This window comes from Janthinobacterium sp. B9-8 (assembly GCF_000969645.2).
In the GTDB taxonomy this organism is placed as follows: Bacteria; Pseudomonadota; Gammaproteobacteria; order Burkholderiales; family Chitinibacteraceae; genus Iodobacter.
Genome location: NZ_CP014222.1, coordinates 4,260,922 through 4,279,579, shown reverse-complemented (window position 1 = coordinate 4,279,579; position 18,658 = coordinate 4,260,922). Strand labels below are relative to the sequence as shown.

The window sequence follows — 18,658 nt, the reverse complement described above, 5'->3', positions numbered from 1 at the left end:
GATTGGGGCGATGCTGCTTGAGCATGTTTGGAATGCAGTATCCCAGCAAGTCGTTGATGTTGCGCTGGGGAATGCCCTTCTTCTGCTACAAGAAGAAGTGAGCCGAAGCGGCGGTGACCTGCTGACACTGGCAGGGTGACGAAGTCCGTGGGAAACGGGGTTTGCGGCGAAGCGGTTACGCCAAGATGAATCTCTAGGCTGAGCGTGGGACGGTTGAGGAATACGAACCTATTAAACCGCATCTGAGGGTTGAAATGTCACCACGGCCTACACCGTTTAATAGGCCGGATTTGGATTGGCATCAGTGACACGTATGCACTGAAGCTGCGATTGTAGCCAGAAATGTAGACTGGTCTGCATGGAGTCATGGGGAGTGTGTAGCTAGACCATGGCATCTAAATCGACTTGCGAAAAGCAAGGATAAAGACTGCGATAGGCAACCTCACCCATGCGTTGAGTCCAGCATGTGAACTGGGGAAGGCTTGCACAAATGCCAAGGGAGTGTGCCCCCGATGATGTGCGAGTTGGCGGAGCCTCCGTAGTAGTCCGAGACTGGGAAAGCCAGTTACATGGCGAAGGGAGGCAGTTTAAGTGGTTTGCTGGGTCGATTAACTGACCACAATAAGGTGAAGACCTTTGATAATCAGTGAAATGCAAAGCAAACTGGCGACATGGTCAACGGAGAACAAAGAACGTAAGTTTGATCGCCTCTTGAGATTAATCGCTGATCTAACTTGGCTCCGAGAGGCGGCACGAATTACGCTGGTGTCGAGCGGAGCCAAAACACCTGGCATTGATGGTATTGGCAAGGCTCAAATGGAAATCCATCTCCAAACTGAGCTTGAAACGATACGCCACGAACTGCTTGCGGGGAGATTCAAACCACAAGCAGCACGTCGAGTGTATATCCCGAAAGCCAATGGCAAGATGAGGCCTTTGGGCATCCCTTGTCTACGCGATCGGATTGTGCAACGTGCCATTCTGATGGTCATGGAGCCAATCTGGGAAAGTGATTTCCATCCTGCATCTTACGGATTCAGGCCTGCACGTAGCGTGCATCACGCAATTCGTACGGTAAAACTACAACTGCAAGACGGTGCTGAACAATGCACGGCGGGTCGCTGGGTGATTGAAGGTGATTTAGCCAGCTACTTTGATACCGTTCACCACCGTCTCCTGTTGAAGGGAATTCGTAAGCGAATTGCAGATCAACGCTTGCTCATGTTGCTTTGGCGTTTTATTAAAGCAGGGAGCGTCGATCAGGGGCTATTTCGTGCCGCTAGCGAAGGCGTACCGCAAGGCGGTGTCACTTCTCCCTTACTGTCAAATATCATGCTGCATGAGTTTGATCTGTGGATGGAAGAGCACTACCTGAGCAAGAAAGTACGCAAAGATCGCTGGTCTTGGAACTTTGGCATTCAAAATCAACGTCCCATTGCCATTAAGGAAAACCGGCAATGGCGACCGGCGATATCCTATTGCCGTTACGCGGATGATTTTGTAGTGATTGTCAAAGGAACGAAGGTGCAGGCTGAAACCGTGCGCGAAGCCTGTCGCTCATTTCTCGAAGACCAGCTCAACTTAACGCTGAATTTAGAGAAAACCCACATTACGCATGTGAACGATGGCTTTGTATTTCTAGGGCATCGCATCCTACGCAAGCGTGGCGGGCAAGGCAGGATGCAGATTGTGAGCACGATTCCTTGGGATAAATACCGACAATTCGCCGAGAAATTAGTGAGACAACTATCGGGGAATTACAGTACGAATCGGATCGACATGTTGGAAAGTTTAAATCGTCAACTTGCAGGATGGGCGACGTTCTATCAGTACACCGATTTTACGGCGACACTCTTTATTAAGGTAGATCGGATGATATTCTGGAAATTTGGCTACTGGCTAGCACGAAAATACCGGCGTGGCTTCCGCTCTTTGATGCGGGATTACATTAAAGCGCCAGAACTTGGTATCGCCAAAACATGGTTGCTTGAAGGTAGAAATAGCCGAGGCTGGTATGGTGCGCTGGCACTCTGGCGACTCATTACGAGCCGAAAAGGCCGATTTACATGGCGAACACCAGCAGAAAATCCTTACATACTGCGTGACGCACCGCCCAATACGATCAAGTCAGTGTATCGCGATGTTGCCTTTGCAATGAGCAACACTTAAATGGAGAGCCGGATGCATTGAAAGGTGCAAGTCCGGTTCGGAGAGGAGAGGCAGAGAAATAGTTCGACTACGCTCTGCCTCTTACTCTACTCCAGACGGGCGAGGGCTGGCTGTATCTGGCGGGCATCAAGGATGTCTTTACCTGCGAAATCGTCGGTTATGCCATGGGATCGCGGATGACGCAGGAACTGGTCGGTCAGGCGCTGTGGAAAGCCATGAAATGGAAGCGGCCGCAGGCCGGCTTAATCCTGCATTCAGATCGGGGTAGCCAGTATTGTTTTCATGGCTATCGGAGGCTGATTGAGCAGTTTGGTTTGCAGGCATCGATGTCGCGGCGGGGCAACTGCTACGACAATGCGCCGATGGAAAGCTTTTGGGGTAGTTTGAAGAATGAGCTGGTGCACCATCACAGTTACGACAACCGGCTTGAGGCTGAAGCATCGATTCGGGAATACATCGAGATTTTTTACAATCGCCAGCGCCGCCACACGCGCTTGGGCAATCTATCCCCGGCCGCGTTTGCACAAAAGTTCAGCAGGCAAGCGGTCGGGATTTGAGTGAGGTGTGTCTACGGTTGTCAGGACAGGTCACACTGAGCCATGCTTGGGGCGTCAAAACTACGCAAAGTGCACCGTAAAAACACGATAGCTTAGCTCATGCCCATATTGGGCATGACAACACCCAATATGGGCATTGTCATACAGCATCAATCCCCCATTTTCTCACCCATCTGCACCGCTTTTTCTGCAGCCCAATCGGCATTGAGCAGGCAAGTGCCTTCAGGGAACAGCATCACTACGGTAGAGCCAAGCAGGAAACGACCCATTTCTTCGCCTTTTTTCAGCTGGATATTCTGGCCAGCATAATCCCAGTTTCTGACTTTCTTGCTTCTTGGCGGATTAACAATGCCGTGCCAAACCGTCGCCATGCTGCCGACGATGGTTGCCCCCACCAATACCAAGGCGAAGGGGCCGAAGTCGGATTCAAACATGCAGACTACGCGCTCGTTGCGGGCGAATAAGCCATCTACGCCACGGGCCGTCACCGGATTTACCGAGAACAGCTCGCCAGGCACGTAAATCATTTGCGTCAGTCGACCATCGCAAGGCATGTGGATGCGGTGGTAATCACGCGGGCTAAGGTAGATATTGGCAAAGCTGCCATTGATAAAAGGCTTGGCCAAGTGACTATCGCCGCCCAGCAGCGCCGTTGCACTGAATTCCTTGCCCTTAGCTTGAAAGATTTGCTCTACTTTAATCGACCCAAGCTGGCTTACTTTGCCATCTACCGGGCTAACAAAACGCGCGGCGTGAATTGGGCGTGCACCTGACTTTAAAGCACGGGTAAAGAATTCATTAAATGTGGCAAATGCAGCAGGATCGGCATCTGCGGCTTCGCTCATATTGACTTTATATTTGCCAATAAACCAACGAATTACCCACTGGCTAAGACCACCCGCTTTTAAATTTGCACCTGCCCCAGCCAAAGCCGTGAGTGCAAGTTTAGGTAGGACATGTTGCAATAGAACGAACAGACGCTCTGACACAGGTGTATCCCCAGCATAAATCAAAGCGCAGATTATACACGGCGCATGAACTATCGACCTGTTACTGTGTCAGCTACAATTCAAACTCAATATGTTTCAAGGCTGGATTTATGCAAGCTAAACGCCCGATCAATTTCCGCCGTCAGGGCATTTATTTACTGCCCAATCTATTCACCCTTGCCGCACTGTTTGCTGGCTTTTACGCCATTGTGCAGGCGATGAATAAGAATTTTGATCAAGCAGCAGTCGCTATTTTTATTGCCATGGTGCTCGATGGCTTAGATGGGCGTGTTGCCCGCCTGACACACACGCAATCTGAATTTGGTGCGCAGTTTGATTCGCTGTCCGATATGGTGAGCTTTGGTGTGGCCCCGGCACTGGTCGCCTATGAATGGATGTTGCGCGATTTTGGCAAACTAGGCTGGATCACCGCATTTATCTATTGTGCAGGCGCAGCAATGCGGCTGGCACGCTTTAATGCCAATATTGAAGTAGTAGATAAGCGCTGGTTTCAGGGCCTGCCATCCCCTGCTGCTGCGGCCATGGTGGCGGGCTTGGTGTGGATTAGCCATGAATACGCAGAAGAGCTCACCCCCATCAGCGGCGCCCTGCCCTATCTGGCTTTGGTCTTCACCCTGTTCGCAGGGCTGTCCATGGTTTCTAATGTGCAATTCTGGAGTTTTAAAGAGCTGCATATGCGCAAAACCGTACCTTTCTTTGCGCTATTGATTACTACGCTGATTTTATTAGTGATTGTTGCCAAGCCACCACTCATGCTGTTTTGTGTATTTATTGGCTATGGCATTTCTGGCTATGTGTATTGGCTCTATCGCTGGATTAAACCGCTAAAACCTGCAAATTCGACTGATACTCTTCCTGAGGCATAAGCCCTGCTCTCCCTGTGCGAGGCGCTTGTGCCTCCTATCCGCATCAAGTTAGGCCAACTTTATGCTGTGAGTATTTTTCAGGGCAAGTGCAACCCGCGAGCAATGCCGAAAAAGCGCGGGTTGCACTCGCCCTACACGATCTACACAGCATGACAATGAATAAACTTAATACAAGCATTAAAACTTACCCACCCTACATCACCACGCCTCAAAATTAGACAAAAAGTCTAATTAACACCCGTAGACTATATTTTTTTCGCTACACACAAATAAAACCCATAAATTTATTTGACACAATGTCACGCCATAGCTAATCTTAAGCACGTAAACCTTGAGGAGATTGCTGTGAAATTAGACATTGAACGTCTAATCGCTGATTTTGGTGGACCAAGCGTATTAAGTGAGGCGCTCAATAATCTGTTTCCGGATGACGTCATCTCACGCGCTGCCATCTACAAATGGCGTGAACGCGGCAGTATTCCGCTCAGTGCAACCAACAAACTGGCACAACTGGCGGCTCATCAAGGCAAAAGCTTCAATATTCAGTATTACTTTTCAGCCACAGCACCCATACCTGAGAGAAATGGCATGAGCGATCGTTTGTATATTTTCGACACCACCTTGCGCGACGGCGAGCAGTCCCCCGGCGCTTCGATGACTAAAGAAGAGAAAATCCGTATCGCCCGCCAGCTAGAAAAACTCGGCGTAGACATTATCGAAGCAGGCTTTGCCGCTGCCAGCCCCGGCGACGCGGATGCCATCAAGGCCATTGCCAGCATTATCGAACACTCCACCGTCTGTTCTTTGGCACGCGCAAATGAAAAAGATGTGCGTGCCGCAGGTGAAGCCATCAAGCCCGCCAAACATGGACGGATCCATACTTTTATTGCGACCAGCCCGATTCATATGGAGCACAAATTGCGCATGACACCCGATCAGGTGGTCGATGCCGCAGTAAAGGCCGTCAAAATTGCTTTGGAATACACTGATGATGTGGAGTTCTCAGCCGAAGACGCCGTGCGCTCGGACATGGATTTCCTGATCCGTATTTTTGATGCCGTGATTCAGGCGGGAGCAAAAACCATCAATGTGCCAGATACCGTGGGCTACAGCATTCCATCGGTATGGGCTGAACGGATGCGTGAACTCATTGCACGTGTACCGAATTCCAATAAAGTAATCTGGTCGACTCACTGCCATAACGACTTGGGCATGGCAGTGGCTAATTCTTTGGCAGCGGTACAAGCCGGTGCGCGGCAGGTTGAATGCACCATCAATGGCCTTGGTGAGCGTGCGGGTAACGCAAGCTTAGAAGAAGTCGTGATGGCGGTGCGCACGCGTAAAGATCTGTTTAATTTGGAAACCGGCATTGATCCGGTGCAAATTGTACCGACCTCCAAACTGGTTTCAACCATTACTGGCTACCCAGTACAGCCCAATAAAGCGATTGTGGGTGCCAATGCCTTTGCTCACGAATCAGGCATCCATCAGGATGGCATGCTGAAAAACCGCGAAACCTATGAAATCATGAGTGCGGAATCGGTAGGCTGGAGCACCAACCGCCTGACTTTGGGCAAATTGTCTGGCCGCAATGCATTCAAAACCAAATTGCACGAGTTGGGCATCGATTTATCCAGCGAAGAAGCACTCAATGCCGCCTTTGCCCGCTTTAAAGAATTGGCCGATCGTAAACGCGAAATTTTTGATGAAGACTTGCATGCGCTGGTTTCAGACGAAATGGTCGTCATCGAGCAAGAGCACTTCAAGCTCACTTCCTTAAAAGTAGTTTCAGAAACAGGCGAAATGCCATCTGCACACATTGTGATGAGTGAAGACGGCACAGAAAAAAGCGCAGAATCGAGCGGCTCCGGCCCTGTGGATGCGGTATTCAAAGCCATCGAAATCATGGCCAATAGCGGTGCGGAATTACAGCTTTATTCGGTGAATGCGATTACCCAAGGTACAGATAGCCAAGGCGAAGTGACCGTGCGTTTAGAAAAATCCGGCCGCATCGTCAACGGCCAAGGCGCTGACACCGACATTATCGCCGCCAGCGCCAAAGCCTATATCTCGGCACTGAATAAACTGCACAACAAAGAAACGCGTATTAACGCGCAAGGCCCCGTTTAATACTGAGATATGGCATAGGCCAAGGCCCACGCAACTAATAAAACCGAGATACGGCAGGCCAATCAGCCCAGCCGTCAGGGACGCTTCACTCAAGCCATCCCTAATCTGCTACAGCAGGGCCACGAGTCTTGTGATGGGCAGACACTCAAAACAAAAGGCCAGAAACCAGAGCTAAAGTTAAGCCTCTGGTTTTTGGCCTTTGTGTATTTATGCCGTGGCATTGCCCAATGAAGGGCGCGTTAGCCACGCAAAGGCAACAAAGCCAGCAAAACACAAAGTAGCCAAAGCGACTTCTACTCCTGCCAAGATTTGCGACAAACCCTGATCTCCCCAAGCCCGCATCACGCCTTCTACAAACCAGATCAGGATATACATCGATCCCCATTGATAGGTATAACGACGGCCTTTCAAAACCCCCATCAACATCGGCAATAAAAGCACCGCCTTTAATGCCAGCCAGGAACCTCCCTCTTTCATGGGAGCCAGCCACAGCTCCCAAGAGATACACAGCGCAATCAGCGCCACTAAGCTCGCCACAGATAGCCAGTGCGATAAGGTAATTAAACGCTGATCTTTCATTCTGCTGCCGCCAGTTTTAATGCAATATTTGCCAGCCGTTTACCCTGCGCGATGCACAGCTGTTTTTCTTCCGCAGACAAAGGTTGATTAGATTCGCTACCCGCCACATGACTAGGGCCATAGGGCGTGCCGCCACTGGCAGTGGTACTCAGCATGGTTTCAGAATATGGCGTACCTACAATCAACATGCCATGGTGAAGCAGCGGCAACATCATGGTCAGCAAGGTAGATTCATTGCCGCCGTGCATTGAACCCGTACTGGTAAACACACAAGCTGGCTTGCCGATTAAAGAGCCTTTCAACCAATCACCTACCGTGCCATCCCAGAAATACTTCATGGGCGCGGCCATATTACCAAAACGAGTGGGGCTACCCAGCGCCACGGCAATACATTCTTGCAAGTCCGCAAGCTCCGCATAAGGCGCTCCAGCATCTGGCACACTGGCTTCGATCGCCTCGCAAACCGTGGAAATACGCGGCACGGTGCGCAAGCGGGCAGTCGCGCCCTCCGATTCAATACCCCGGGCAATCAGCTGCGCCATCTGGCGTGTAGCACCATGTGTGCTGTAATAAAGAACAAGGATCTCTGGCATGGCAATTCCAAAATAGTGGGGCTGCGGTATTATAAAGCTCATCCTTCATTTAATCGCACAACCGTGACTCTTAGACCTCTATTTAACCTCGGTGTTTTGCAACGTCTGTTTGGCTTTTGCCGTTTTGTGGGCCGCAGGCTACTGGCAGATCGCTGCTTGGAAACGGCTGGCAGCCTGACGTACACCACGCTGCTGGCACTGATCCCCCTATTGACGATTGCGCTCTCGCTATTTTCTGCCTTCCCCATGTTTGGCGACTACAGCAGCAAATTTAAGATTTTCTTGCTGACTAATTTAGTGCCAGATGCATCGGGCAAAGTCATTAGCGTATATATGCGGCAATTTTCAGACAATGCGGAGCGCCTAACCGCGATGGGGATGATTGGGCTCTTGGTGACAGCGCTGCTGCTGATTTTTACGATTGAAAAAACATTTAACGAAGTATGGGGAATCAAACGCCCCAGAAAACTCCTGCAAAGAACGATTATTTATTGGGCGGCGCTCACCCTAGGCCCGCTGATTATCGGCATCAGTATTTCGCTCACCTCTTGGCTCTACGCCCAAACGGGCTTACATAGCGATGCCAGCCTGCTCAACCTGATGCTGCTCAAGCTTGGCCCCATGCTCTTGATGCTGGGCTCGCTCACCCTGCTTTATCTGGCCGTCCCCAATTGCTATGTACCGCGCAGCCACGCCCTGATCTCTGCCCTTGTTGTGGCTGCCGCTTTAGAGCTGATGAAACGTGGATTTGGCCTGTATATCCAGCAATTTGGTACGTTTAAGCTGATTTACGGCGCATTCGCCAGCTTCCCCATCTTTTTGATGTGGCTATATGTAAGCTGGGTGATTATTTTAGGCGGAGCGGTACTTTCTGCCTGCCTTTCCTACTGGCATGCCTCGGCGTGGCGCTGGGAAGGCAATCAAGGCACCCGCCTTGAACAAGCCATTCGCCTGCTACTGGTTCTAGCCGAAGCACATAGCCGGGGCGAAATACTGCATATCGATAAACTTCGACGTAAAACACAGCTAGGCTTAGACACCAGCTACTCTTTACTCGAAGAAATGGCGCTAAAAAACTGGGTGGAATCAACTCGCGATGGCGAATGGATATTAGCGGTAGACCTGCAACGCATCACATTGCGTGATGTATTTGAAACCATGGTCACGCCCCTCTCCGCCAGACTGGAAGCAGGCTTAAGTACCATCCATGAAGAGCTAAAAGGTGTATTAGAAATGACGCTGGCGGAATATGCGGAGAAAAAAGCAGAAACAATATTGTCTTGATTAAAAATAATGGAGGGCGGGTAAATCCCGCCCTCAAATCACACAGGGCTACAGCCTGCGTCCAAAGCTGCAATAATCGTTTCGCTACTCAGCTCGCCCATATAAGACTCGCCAAGGCAGCGCATCAGCACAAATTTTATTTTGCCCGCGTCTACTTTTTTATCGTGTGCCATTAAGTCTAAATAGCGATCATTGCCCAAGACTGGTGCTTTAACCGGCAGGCCTGCTTTTTGGAGCAGAGATTCAATCCGGGCAATATCGTCATCACTGATCTGATCCAGCTCGCGCGATGCATAGGCCGCCAGCATCATCCCCGCAGCGACCGCCTCGCCATGCAGCCAAGCACCATAGCCAAGGCCCGATTCAATCGCATGGCCAAAGGTGTGGCCTAGATTTAATAGCGCACGCTGGCCCTGCTCTTTTTCATCCCCGGCCACAATCCTCGCTTTGTTTTGGCAACAACGCTCAACGGCATAGGCAAGCGCTTCGGTTTCACGTGCCATCAGGCGCTCGATATTTGCTTCCAGCCATTCAAAGAAAGCCAGATCATCAATCAAACCATATTTGATCACCTCAGCCATGCCTGCGGATAACTCACGCAAGGGCAGGGTATCCAGCGTCGCCAGATCAGCCAAAACTAACTTAGGCTGATAAAACGCGCCAATCATATTTTTGCCTAGGGGATGATTAATCCCCGTTTTACCACCGACCGATGAATCAACTTGCGCCAGTAAAGTCGTTGGGATCTGAATAAATGGTACACCACGCTGATATACCGCAGCGGCAAAACCGGTCATATCGCCAATCACACCACCGCCCAAGGCAATCAGCGTGGTTTTACGCTCACAGCGCTCGGTAAGCAGTGCATCAAAGATTTGGTTGAGTGTTTCAGAGGTTTTATATACTTCGCCATCAGGCAAGATAATGCTGTGGCATTGAATATCTGCGGCTTCTAAAGCATCTTGCAGTGATTTTAAATAGAGCGGAGCGACCGTTGTATTACTGACAATCACCACCCGAGGCTGAAGCAATAAAGGCTTAATCAGCTCAACCTGGGTCAGTAAATCACGGGCAATATGGATATCGTAAGGGGCGTGGGCAAGGTCTAGTTTAACGGTCTGCATGGCGCTCCAGCTTTTGTCGGGTGGGCAAGCATGCCCACGCATTTCTATGCCTGCGCGGACATCATTAAATTTATCTTGTACAAGTCGTTATTAATCCGCGTGCAACTCTAGCTCTTTCATTAATAGTTGCAACAGCGAATGAACTGTCTGCCGACTAGTATCGATGACCAAATCGGCCACTTCGCAATAAAGAGGATCGCGAATCTCGTAGAATTCCTGCAATCGCTGCTTAGGATTTTCGGTTTGCAATAGCGGGCGATTTTTATCATGGCAGGTACGTAAATACAGCTCATCCACGCTGGCGCGCAGATAAATCACAAAGCCTTCACGTCGTAATATCGCGCGATTAGCAGGATTTAACACTGCCCCGCCACCTGTTGCCAGCACGATATTCTTTTGCGCGGAAAGCTCTTTAATCATAGCCACTTCACGGCGACGAAACCCTGCCTCACCTTCTACTTCAAAGATGATAGGAATCTTCGCGCCAGTGCGTGATTCGATCTCGTGATCCGTATCATAGAAAACCTTACCGCTGACTTTAGCAAGCGCTCGTCCCACGGTGGTTTTGCCGGCACCCATCATGCCGACCAGAAAAAAATTGCCTGGCAGTTTCATGGCTAGCGGCCTGTCGGGCTTAAGCATTCGTTACAAGGGGAAGTCCGGTCTGAAACAGATTTCATGTTTTTTTGAGGCGACTAAGTAGTTATCTATCAAATGATCAACGTGAAATTTGGCCAAATCCGGCTTTCCCGTAGCAGAACAGCCTTAAACAAAGTAAGGCTGCCCACATTGTAGCGGAAAGCAGAGCGGGGCGCGATTTGCGCCCCGCTTTTCTGACTATAAATTATCTAAATTAGCGTAGTGACAAGTCAGATTGAATAACTTTAGGTGAAATAAAAATCAACAGCTCACGACGGATATCTTTTTCTAAAGTGTTTTTAAACAGATGTCCCAGATAAGGAATATCGCCAAGCAAAGGTACTTTAGTAATATCTGAGCCCGCTTCTTGAGTATAAATACCACCAATCACTACCGTACCGCCATTTTCAACCAAAACAGTTGTATTAATCTGCTTGGTGTTGATCGATGGAATACCCAGAGTGACCGTGCCTCGGCTATCTTTAGTCACATTCAGCTTCATGATGACATTGCCATCAGGCGTGATTTGCGGTGTTACCTTTAATGACAGGGTCGCTTTCTTGAAAGAAATGGTTGTTGCACCATTTTGCGAGCTTTCCTGGTAAGGAATCTCTTCCCCGCTTTCAATAGAAGCTTCTACTTGATCAGCCGTAACTAGACGCGGGCTAGAGATAATCTTACCTTTATTGTCCGCAGCCAGAGCACTGATTTCCAAACCCAGCAACCAATTAGCATTAGCCGCAATTAAAGCAAACGTGCCTGGCGCACCCACACCAGAGCCAATCGCTGGCAAGTTCACATTATTGCCCATCGTTAGAATATTATTCACGGGCGTTGTTGCTGGTGTTCCTGTCGTAGTGCTTGGAATAACGCCAATGCCTTTACCTGCATTATCCAAATTATTGCCCAAGCCTAAATCAGTATTGCCTAAATGACCTCTAGAACCCCAACCCAACTTCATACCCAGCTCACGACTAAAACCATCATTGGCTTCAACAATACGTGCTTCAATTTGTACTTGTCGAACAGCCACATCGATCTTGCCGATCACAGCGCGAATTTGCTCTAATTTGCTGGAGATATCCTGCACAAACAGAGTATTGGTTCGGGCATCAATCACAATGCTGCCGCGTTTAGATAGCATCTGCTGCTTATCATCGGTCAGCATTTTCTTTAAGTCTTCAGCCTTTTGATAGCGTAATTGAAACGCTTCAGTACGCGTAGGCTCCAGCTCATCGATTTGCTTTCTGGATTCCAGCTCTTGCTTTTCCTTGCTGGCCAACTCTTCACGCGGGGCCACCCAAAGCACACTGCCATTTTTGCGCTGATCCAAGCCCTTCGCTTGCAAAATCATATCCAGCGCCTGATCCCAAGGCACGTCTTTCAGGCGCAAGGTTAAATTGCCGGTCACTGTATCGCTGGTAATGATATTCAGGCCGGTAAATTCAGCAATCACTTGTAAAACAGTGCGAATTTCAACGTTCTGAAAATTCAGAGAGAGCTTCTCACCTTTAAATGCAGGCTTAATTCCCGCTAGCTTATTACGCTCGTCACTGACTTCACGCACTTCAATAATAAAGCGATTTTCAGTTTGATAAGCCGAGTATTCCCAGTTGCCTTTGGGCTCGATAATCATTTTGATTGTTTCGCCCTGGGTATATGAATCAACCTTTTGAATTGGCGTACCAAAATCGCTGACATCCATCCGGCGCTCTAGCTTTTTAGGCAAAGCCGCTTTATTAAAATCAACCAAGAGCATTTTGCCCTGCTGGCGAATATCAATTCCTACATTAGGGCTTGAGAGATCAATCACCACCTTGCCTTCGCCATCCTTACCACGGCGAAAGTCGATGTTTTCAATGCTATCGCGCTTGTTTTTGCTGCTGGCTTCCGGCGCTTTATTCTCAGCAAAATGCGTATTGCGTGCTTGAGCCATCACCGCACTGCTGGTGCCATCCACGGTAATATAAAAATCATTACCTTCTGTTCTGGTTTGATAAGCCGCTTGCTTTTGCATATTCAAAACAACGCGAGTACGGCCGGAGCCTTCAGCCAGACTAATCAGCCTAAGCGCAGCGCCATTGACCTGCACCGAGCTTTTACCTGCCTGATTCGTTGTATCAGCAAAATCAAAAGCAACGCGTGGCGGCGTATTAACAGAAAAGCTGGTAGGAACCGGAGCCGGGCCTGCAAAACTCAGGCGAATTATCTGTTTATCTGCCGAGATATTACTAATATCCACAGCCGTAATACTACTGGCCGCAAATGAGGCAAAACTAGCCAAACATAAGATGGCTGGCATGATGACATTGAGTATTTTCATTTTTTTTGCTCCGCTTCATCAAGGGATAAACTGGTAGTGCGCTCCACCCAATCGCCTCCGCTATCCTCAACAATTTCTTTTAATTGAACTTCGGTATCCGTCACCGCAGTCACCATGCCAAAGTTTTGTCCCATATAACTACCAATCTTTACCCGATATAAATTGCCATCAGGTGCATGGATCAAGCCATTCATCGTTTTGCCCTGAGTGAGTGTTCCCACCATTCGCAGCTTTTCTAAATCATAATTTTCCAAAATTTCTTTAGCACGGTTGGTATTCGGGGCAAGCCCGCCTCCCGAACCTTTTTTAGCTAATTCCATTTTAGCGGCGCGAAATGGATCGCTTAAATCAAAGGCTTTATATTCAAAAGAAACATAGGGCTTCGCTTCGGGCAATGCTTCAACTTTACCGCGCAAGCCTTCGCTACTTTCTTTCATCCAATTTTTTAAATCGCTATTTTCCTCACCGAAACAAGCCGTTAAGGATAATGTAGCAATACTAATAAGCAGAGTTAGCTTGATTGAACCAGGCCGGATTTTCATTTCTGTTTCTTCTTAGCGTCGAGAGCAGCTTGATGCATAGCTTGTAATTCAGCCTCATCAAGCGAGCGATACGTTTTAGCAACCGCCTGCATAGAAAGTACGTCAGGATCTTTAGTTGTGGCTAGCTGAAGATTACTCAAAGTAACAATACGGGAGAGTTGAGCCACATCGCTCACAAAGGCAGCTAAATCGTGATAGCTGCCAGAGATGCGAATATCAATCGGTAGCTCAGCAAATTCAGATGTTTTAACTTCTGTACCGGGCTTAAATAGCTCAAAAAACAAGCCCCGGCCAACACCTGCCTGATTAATCTCGGTAAGCAAGGATTCCATTTCAGATTTATTCGGTAATTGCCGTAGCAAAGCACCAAAAGACTGTTGGATTTCTTGCAATTGCTGGCGATAGGCCTCTAAATTAACGGCCTTACTTTTCTTCTCGATAAAATCTTGCTTTAGCTGCTCTTCTTTAGCGCGCCCGGCATCAAGCTCTTCCATCTGGCTGCCCCAAACATAAAAGTAGCCACCAAACGTCAGCAGGAAAAACACCAAAGCAATTAAGCCAATCTGGGCAGGCATGGGCCAATTGCCCACATCTTTAGGATCTAAATTACGAAGTTCGTCGAGTGTCATTTTAGCCACCCTGCTGTTTACGTTTTGCTGGCCCTGATGCATTGGCCGCGTCTTCTGAAGCTCGAGTCACTTTAACGTTCAGCATAAATTCTGATAGTTTTTGATTGCCCACCTGAGCCGCCTTTACCTCAATTAATACTGGCTGCTCAAAGATTTCTGAATCATTCAAATTACGCATCAAAGTAGAAACGCGTGCATTAGATTGTGCATAACCAATTAAGGTAAGCTGATCATTCAGCGCTTTGGCCTCTTTCAAATAAACCCCTTCTGGGGTTTGCCGCACCAGCTGATCCATGGCGAGTACGGTTTCTGAGCGACCTGACTGCAAGCGTTCAACAATTTTTTTACGATCTAATAAAGACTGTTTTTCTGCTTTTAATTTCTCAATTTCAGAAATCTCGCGATCTAATTTGATATTTTCATCAGTTAAAAATTGATTGCGCTCATTTTGTGTTTCGATACGCGCACTATAGAAAAGATAGCCCATAACAATCACGGCGATGGCAGCCAAGCATGTCATACCCAGTAAAACAAAGTAGCGACTCTGGCGCGCAGCACGTTTTTGCTCGCGGTGGGGGAGCAGGTTAATCCGAATCATGAGGGGTCAAACCTCCGCATCGCCAATCCGCAGGCAATTAAAAGAGAAGGCGCATCAAGCTGTACCTGCTTGCCACGTACTTTGCCGGTAGCCATTCCTTGGAATGGATTAGCGCGCATTGCACTACTCACATTGGTGCGGCTGGAAACAGCATCATCCAAACCATAAATAGCACTGCAACCACCAGCAAGCAAAATATGGTCGACGGCATTGTAGTTACTTGATGTATAGAAAAACTGCAAAGAGCGCGAGATTTCTAAAGCCAGCGTATCAATAAAAGGCTGCAAGACTTCCGGCTCATAGTTTTCCGGCAGGCCACCGTGCTTTTTAGCCTGCTCAGCTTCATCACTCGACATGTTGAATTTGCGCTGAATTTCCTGCGTAAGCTGATTGCCCGCATACGCCTGATCGCGGCTATAAATTGATTGGCCATCTTTAAAGATGTTCATATGCATGGCTGTTGCACCAATGTCCACCACGGCCACAATCTGGTTCTCACCATTATTGGGCAATTGTGGCTGCATCAGCTCAAACGCAGCTTGCGTGGCATAGGACTCCACATCGAGTACTACAGCACGTAAACCGGCCGCTTCGATTGCAGCAACCCGCTCATCAACCTTCTCTTTTTTGGCCGCTGCAATCAGTACTTCTTCTTCATCAGGCGCGATAGGAGATACACCCAGCACCTGAAAATCGAGATTCACTTCATCAAGCGAAAAGGGAATGTACTGATTAGCTTCGGTTTCAACCTGCATCTCAAGCTCGCGCTCGGTCAGACCGGATGGCACCAGAATCTTTTTGGTAATCACGGCTGCCGCAGGCAGAGCAATCGATACATTCTTGATTTTGGAGCCCATTTGCCGCCATGCACGTCGCACAGCCTCCACCACCACATCCATATTGGCGATATTACCGTCGGTTACGGCATCTTTTGGCAAGAGCTCAATCACATAGCGATCAAGGCTGTAGGTGGTTCCTGATAGGCTCAGCTCGACCATTTTTACGGACGAAGAGCTAATATCAACCCCAATCAGCGCAGGTGCTTTGGGCTTGAGGAAATCGAGATTCAACTCATTTTCCTTTTCAAATAAAATACTTAAAGACAACTGTTACGAATCTACTTTAGATCGTAGCAGCGCGACTTATCCATGTAAAGAAAGAACAGCGGTTCCTATTGTTATACAAGTGCATTACTAACATTAGTGCTTTTTAAATATTTGGCGCGGGGAAACAAATGCCAAACAAAACTACTGATATTCGCGTAAATTAGCAGCACTTCCAATTTTCCTCCCTTAGCGATGAGCAAACGCCTTCTACTTATTTTTTTCGGCATTCTAATTAGCCTGATGATTCTTGCTGCAGGTCTTGGTGCATTTGCGTTGATAATCACTTATCCACGCCTGCCATCCTTAGAAGCACTCACTGACTACCGGCCTAAAATTCCGCTTCGTATTTACACCAGCGATAATGTGCTGATTGGTGAATTCGGAGAAGAACGCCGTGCATTTACTTCAATAGAACAAGTTCCTTTGCTGATGAAGCAAGCCATTCTGGCTGCCGAAGATGAACGGTTTTATGAACACGGCGGCATTGATTACCTTGGCGTTTTAAGGGCCATGATCAGCAATGTCACATCAGGACAATCAAAATCCGGCGCCAGCACAATCACCATGCAAGTTGCCCGTAACTTTTATCTGTCTAACGAAAAAACATTTACTCGTAAATTTAACGAGGCATTACTTTCGTTCAAAATCGAACATAATTTATCTAAAGATCAAATTCTTGAACTGTACTTTAATCAAATTTACTTAGGTCAGCGTGCTTATGGTTTTGCTTCCGCAGCACAAACCTACTACGGCAAAGAACTAAAACAACTCAGCCCCGCAGAGATGGCAATGCTGGCTGGCTTACCTAAAGCACCCTCAGCTTACAACCCTGTCGTCAATCCTAAACGAGCCCAACTCAGACAACAATACGTTTTACGACGTATGCACGAGCTAAAGTTTATTAACGATAGCGATTACGAAACAGCAAAAACTGCACCGCTCGTGCTCAAACGCACCCAACAAGAGTACGCAGTCCATGCCGAATATCTGGCTGAAATGGTCAGGCAAATGATGGTGGAAAAGTATAAAGAGGCCACTTACACAGAGGGGTTCAAAGTTTACACTACCCTTCGCAGCGACAGTCAGGAAAGCGCATATCAATCCCTGCGCCAAGGCTTGGTAGATTATGACATTCGCCATGGCTACCGCGGCCCCGAAGGCTTTGTCGCCCCTGAAGTGATCTTGCCAGGCAAGGAAGAGCTCCTTGACGAAGCACTGAGCGAGCAGAAAGATTCGGGTGATTTACAACCCGCAATTGTTTTAAAAGCCAGTACTCAATCTGTCACTGTCTACAAAAAAGGGGGTGAACAGATCGAAATTAACAGCGAAGGCTTACGCTTTGCCAAGGCCATGCTTTCAGAAAAAATAGCACCTGCCACACGAATCCGTCCCGGCGCAATCGTTAGAATTAAGCAAACAGAAAAAGGCTGGAATCTGACCCAACTACCTCAGGTAGAAGGCGCATTTGTTGCGTTAGATCCACAAAACGGTGCAATTAAGGCGCTGGCGGGTGGTTTTGACTTTAATCGCAGCAGCTTTAACCACGTTACACAGGCTTGGCGTCAACCCGGATCCAGCTTTAAACCGTTTATTTATTCAGCAGCTTTAGAGCGCGGTGTTACCCCTGCTACCCAGATCAACGATGCACCGCTTGTCATTGATCCGGCGCAAGTTGGCGGGCAAAGTTGGGAGCCCAAAAATAGTGATGGTAAGTTTGAAGGCATGATGAGTGTGCGCAATGCGCTAACGCGCTCCAGAAACTTGGTCACTATTCGGGTGCTGCAAGCGATTGGCGTGGATTACGCACAATCCCATATCAGCCGCTTTGGCTTTAACCCTAAGCAACACCCCGCCTATCTGACCATGGCCTTGGGTGCAGGCAGCGTAACGCCGCTGCAAATGGCCGAGGCCTACGCGGTGTTTGCCAATACCGGCTATCGGGTTCGTTCTTACTTTGTGGATCGTATCGAAGACAGCCGTGGCCGGGTTCTGGCCAAAACACAGCCTGAAGTTGCCGGTGAAAATGCACAGCGCACACTGGATGCCAGAAACGCTTTTGTGATGAATAGCCTGCTGCACGATGTGGCAACCCAAGGCACGGGGGCCAAAACCAATGTCTTAGGCAGAACTGATTTAGCGGGTAAAACCGGTACAACCAACGATGCCAATGACGCTTGGTTTGCCGGCTATCAGCCCGGCCTTGTGGCGATTTCCTGGGTTGGCTTTGATCAGCCCCGCTCCTTAGGCGCAAGAGAATATGGTGGTGTGGCTGCCTTGCCTATCTGGATTAACTACATGAGTAAAGCGCTTAAAGGTGTGGATAATGTGGCTTATCCGGTACCAGAAGGCATCACCCCGCAGACCACGCAAACAGAGCGTGGCCCATATACCGAATATTTCTTCAGCGAATTTTTGCAAACCAATCCAGAATTAGGCTTGGGAGGCGGAGTAGGAACTGCCCAGCCTCTGGATGAGATCAAGGAACTACTCTTTTAGGGAGACCTACGTC

Annotated in this window: 15 protein-coding genes and 2 pseudogenes; 7 read left to right on the top strand and 10 right to left on the bottom strand. The window is 48.6% G+C overall.

The window, feature by feature from the left end; genetic code table 11:
• Positions 1-10 precede the first annotated feature (10 nt).
• From VN23_RS22325 to VN23_RS19290, 3 genes and pseudogenes are all read left to right on the top strand, one after another.
• Entirely contained in the window at positions 11-139 is a 129-nt protein-coding gene (locus VN23_RS22325; protein WP_257722034.1) for a hypothetical protein, read from the top strand.
• Between the two features lie 497 nt (positions 140-636).
• On the top strand, positions 637-2,169 hold the full coding sequence (gene ltrA, locus VN23_RS19295) for a group II intron reverse transcriptase/maturase (protein WP_231743307.1): 1,533 nt from the start codon (positions 637-639) through the stop codon (positions 2,167-2,169).
• An 80-nt stretch (positions 2,170-2,249) separates the two neighbouring features.
• A pseudogene (locus tag VN23_RS19290) lies at positions 2,250-2,726 on the top strand (IS3 family transposase); the annotation flags it as partial.
• Between the two features lie 149 nt (positions 2,727-2,875).
• On the opposite strand, the gene asd reads toward VN23_RS19290, so the two are convergent.
• Positions 2,876-3,715: an archaetidylserine decarboxylase gene (gene asd, locus VN23_RS19285; protein WP_046351744.1), complete on the bottom strand. Its 840-nt coding sequence runs from the start codon at positions 3,713-3,715 to the stop codon at positions 2,876-2,878.
• Between the two features lie 113 nt (positions 3,716-3,828).
• On the opposite strand from asd, the pseudogene pssA reads away from it, so the two are divergent.
• A pseudogene (gene pssA / locus VN23_RS19280) lies at positions 3,829-4,602 on the top strand (CDP-diacylglycerol--serine O-phosphatidyltransferase); the annotation flags it as partial.
• Between the two features lie 345 nt (positions 4,603-4,947).
• A complete protein-coding gene (locus VN23_RS19275) occupies positions 4,948-6,732 on the top strand; it encodes a 2-isopropylmalate synthase (protein ID WP_046351746.1) in 1,785 nt (594 codons plus the stop codon).
• Positions 6,733-6,939: 207 nt separating this feature from the next.
• Here the strand turns inward: VN23_RS19275 and VN23_RS19270 are convergent, their stop codons facing one another.
• Complete coding sequence (locus VN23_RS19270; protein WP_046351747.1) at positions 6,940-7,311, bottom strand: DUF2069 domain-containing protein; 372 nt, start codon at positions 7,309-7,311, stop codon at positions 6,940-6,942.
• Positions 7,308-7,904, bottom strand: a complete 597-nt coding sequence (wrbA, locus tag VN23_RS19265) for an NAD(P)H:quinone oxidoreductase (RefSeq protein ID WP_046351748.1) — start codon at positions 7,902-7,904, stop codon at positions 7,308-7,310. Before wrbA ends, VN23_RS19270 begins: the two co-directional genes overlap by 4 nt.
• Positions 7,905-7,967: 63 nt before the next feature.
• Here wrbA and VN23_RS19260 point away from each other — a divergent pair, with 63 nt between their 5' ends.
• Complete coding sequence (locus VN23_RS19260) at positions 7,968-9,188, top strand: YihY family inner membrane protein (RefSeq protein ID WP_197432962.1); 1,221 nt, start codon at positions 7,968-7,970, stop codon at positions 9,186-9,188.
• 38 nt (positions 9,189-9,226) lie between these two features.
• Here the strand turns inward: VN23_RS19260 and aroB are convergent, their stop codons facing one another.
• From aroB to VN23_RS19225, 7 genes are all read right to left on the bottom strand, one after another.
• Positions 9,227-10,312 (bottom strand): 3-dehydroquinate synthase, encoded by a 1,086-nt coding sequence (gene aroB / locus VN23_RS19255; protein ID WP_046351828.1) that lies wholly within the window; start codon positions 10,310-10,312, stop codon positions 9,227-9,229.
• A gap of 90 nt (positions 10,313-10,402) precedes the next feature.
• The gene (locus VN23_RS19250) at positions 10,403-10,927 is read right to left on the bottom strand and encodes a shikimate kinase (protein ID WP_082752855.1); all 525 of its coding nucleotides are present in this window, start codon (positions 10,925-10,927) and stop codon (positions 10,403-10,405) included.
• A gap of 238 nt (positions 10,928-11,165) precedes the next feature.
• Positions 11,166-13,274, bottom strand: coding sequence for a type IV pilus secretin PilQ (gene pilQ / locus VN23_RS19245; protein ID WP_052746567.1), 2,109 nt, complete (start codon positions 13,272-13,274; stop codon positions 11,166-11,168).
• Entirely contained in the window at positions 13,271-13,816 is a 546-nt protein-coding gene (locus tag VN23_RS19240) for a pilus assembly protein PilP (protein WP_052746568.1), read from the bottom strand. The genes pilQ and VN23_RS19240 overlap by 4 nt, the downstream gene beginning before the upstream one ends.
• Positions 13,813-14,445: a type 4a pilus biogenesis protein PilO gene (locus tag VN23_RS19235; protein WP_046351750.1), complete on the bottom strand. Its 633-nt coding sequence runs from the start codon at positions 14,443-14,445 to the stop codon at positions 13,813-13,815. Before VN23_RS19235 ends, VN23_RS19240 begins: the two co-directional genes overlap by 4 nt.
• 1 nt (position 14,446) lies before the next feature.
• A complete protein-coding gene (locus VN23_RS19230) occupies positions 14,447-15,043 on the bottom strand; it encodes a PilN domain-containing protein (RefSeq protein WP_046351751.1) in 597 nt (198 codons plus the stop codon).
• Positions 15,040-16,113, bottom strand: coding sequence for a pilus assembly protein PilM (locus VN23_RS19225; protein ID WP_046351752.1), 1,074 nt, complete (start codon positions 16,111-16,113; stop codon positions 15,040-15,042). Before VN23_RS19225 ends, VN23_RS19230 begins: the two co-directional genes overlap by 4 nt.
• Before the next feature lie 228 nt (positions 16,114-16,341).
• Here VN23_RS19225 and VN23_RS19220 point away from each other — a divergent pair, with 228 nt between their 5' ends.
• On the top strand, positions 16,342-18,645 hold the full coding sequence (locus tag VN23_RS19220) for a penicillin-binding protein 1A (RefSeq protein ID WP_046351753.1): 2,304 nt from the start codon (positions 16,342-16,344) through the stop codon (positions 18,643-18,645).
• The last annotated feature ends 13 nt before the right edge of the window (positions 18,646-18,658 follow it).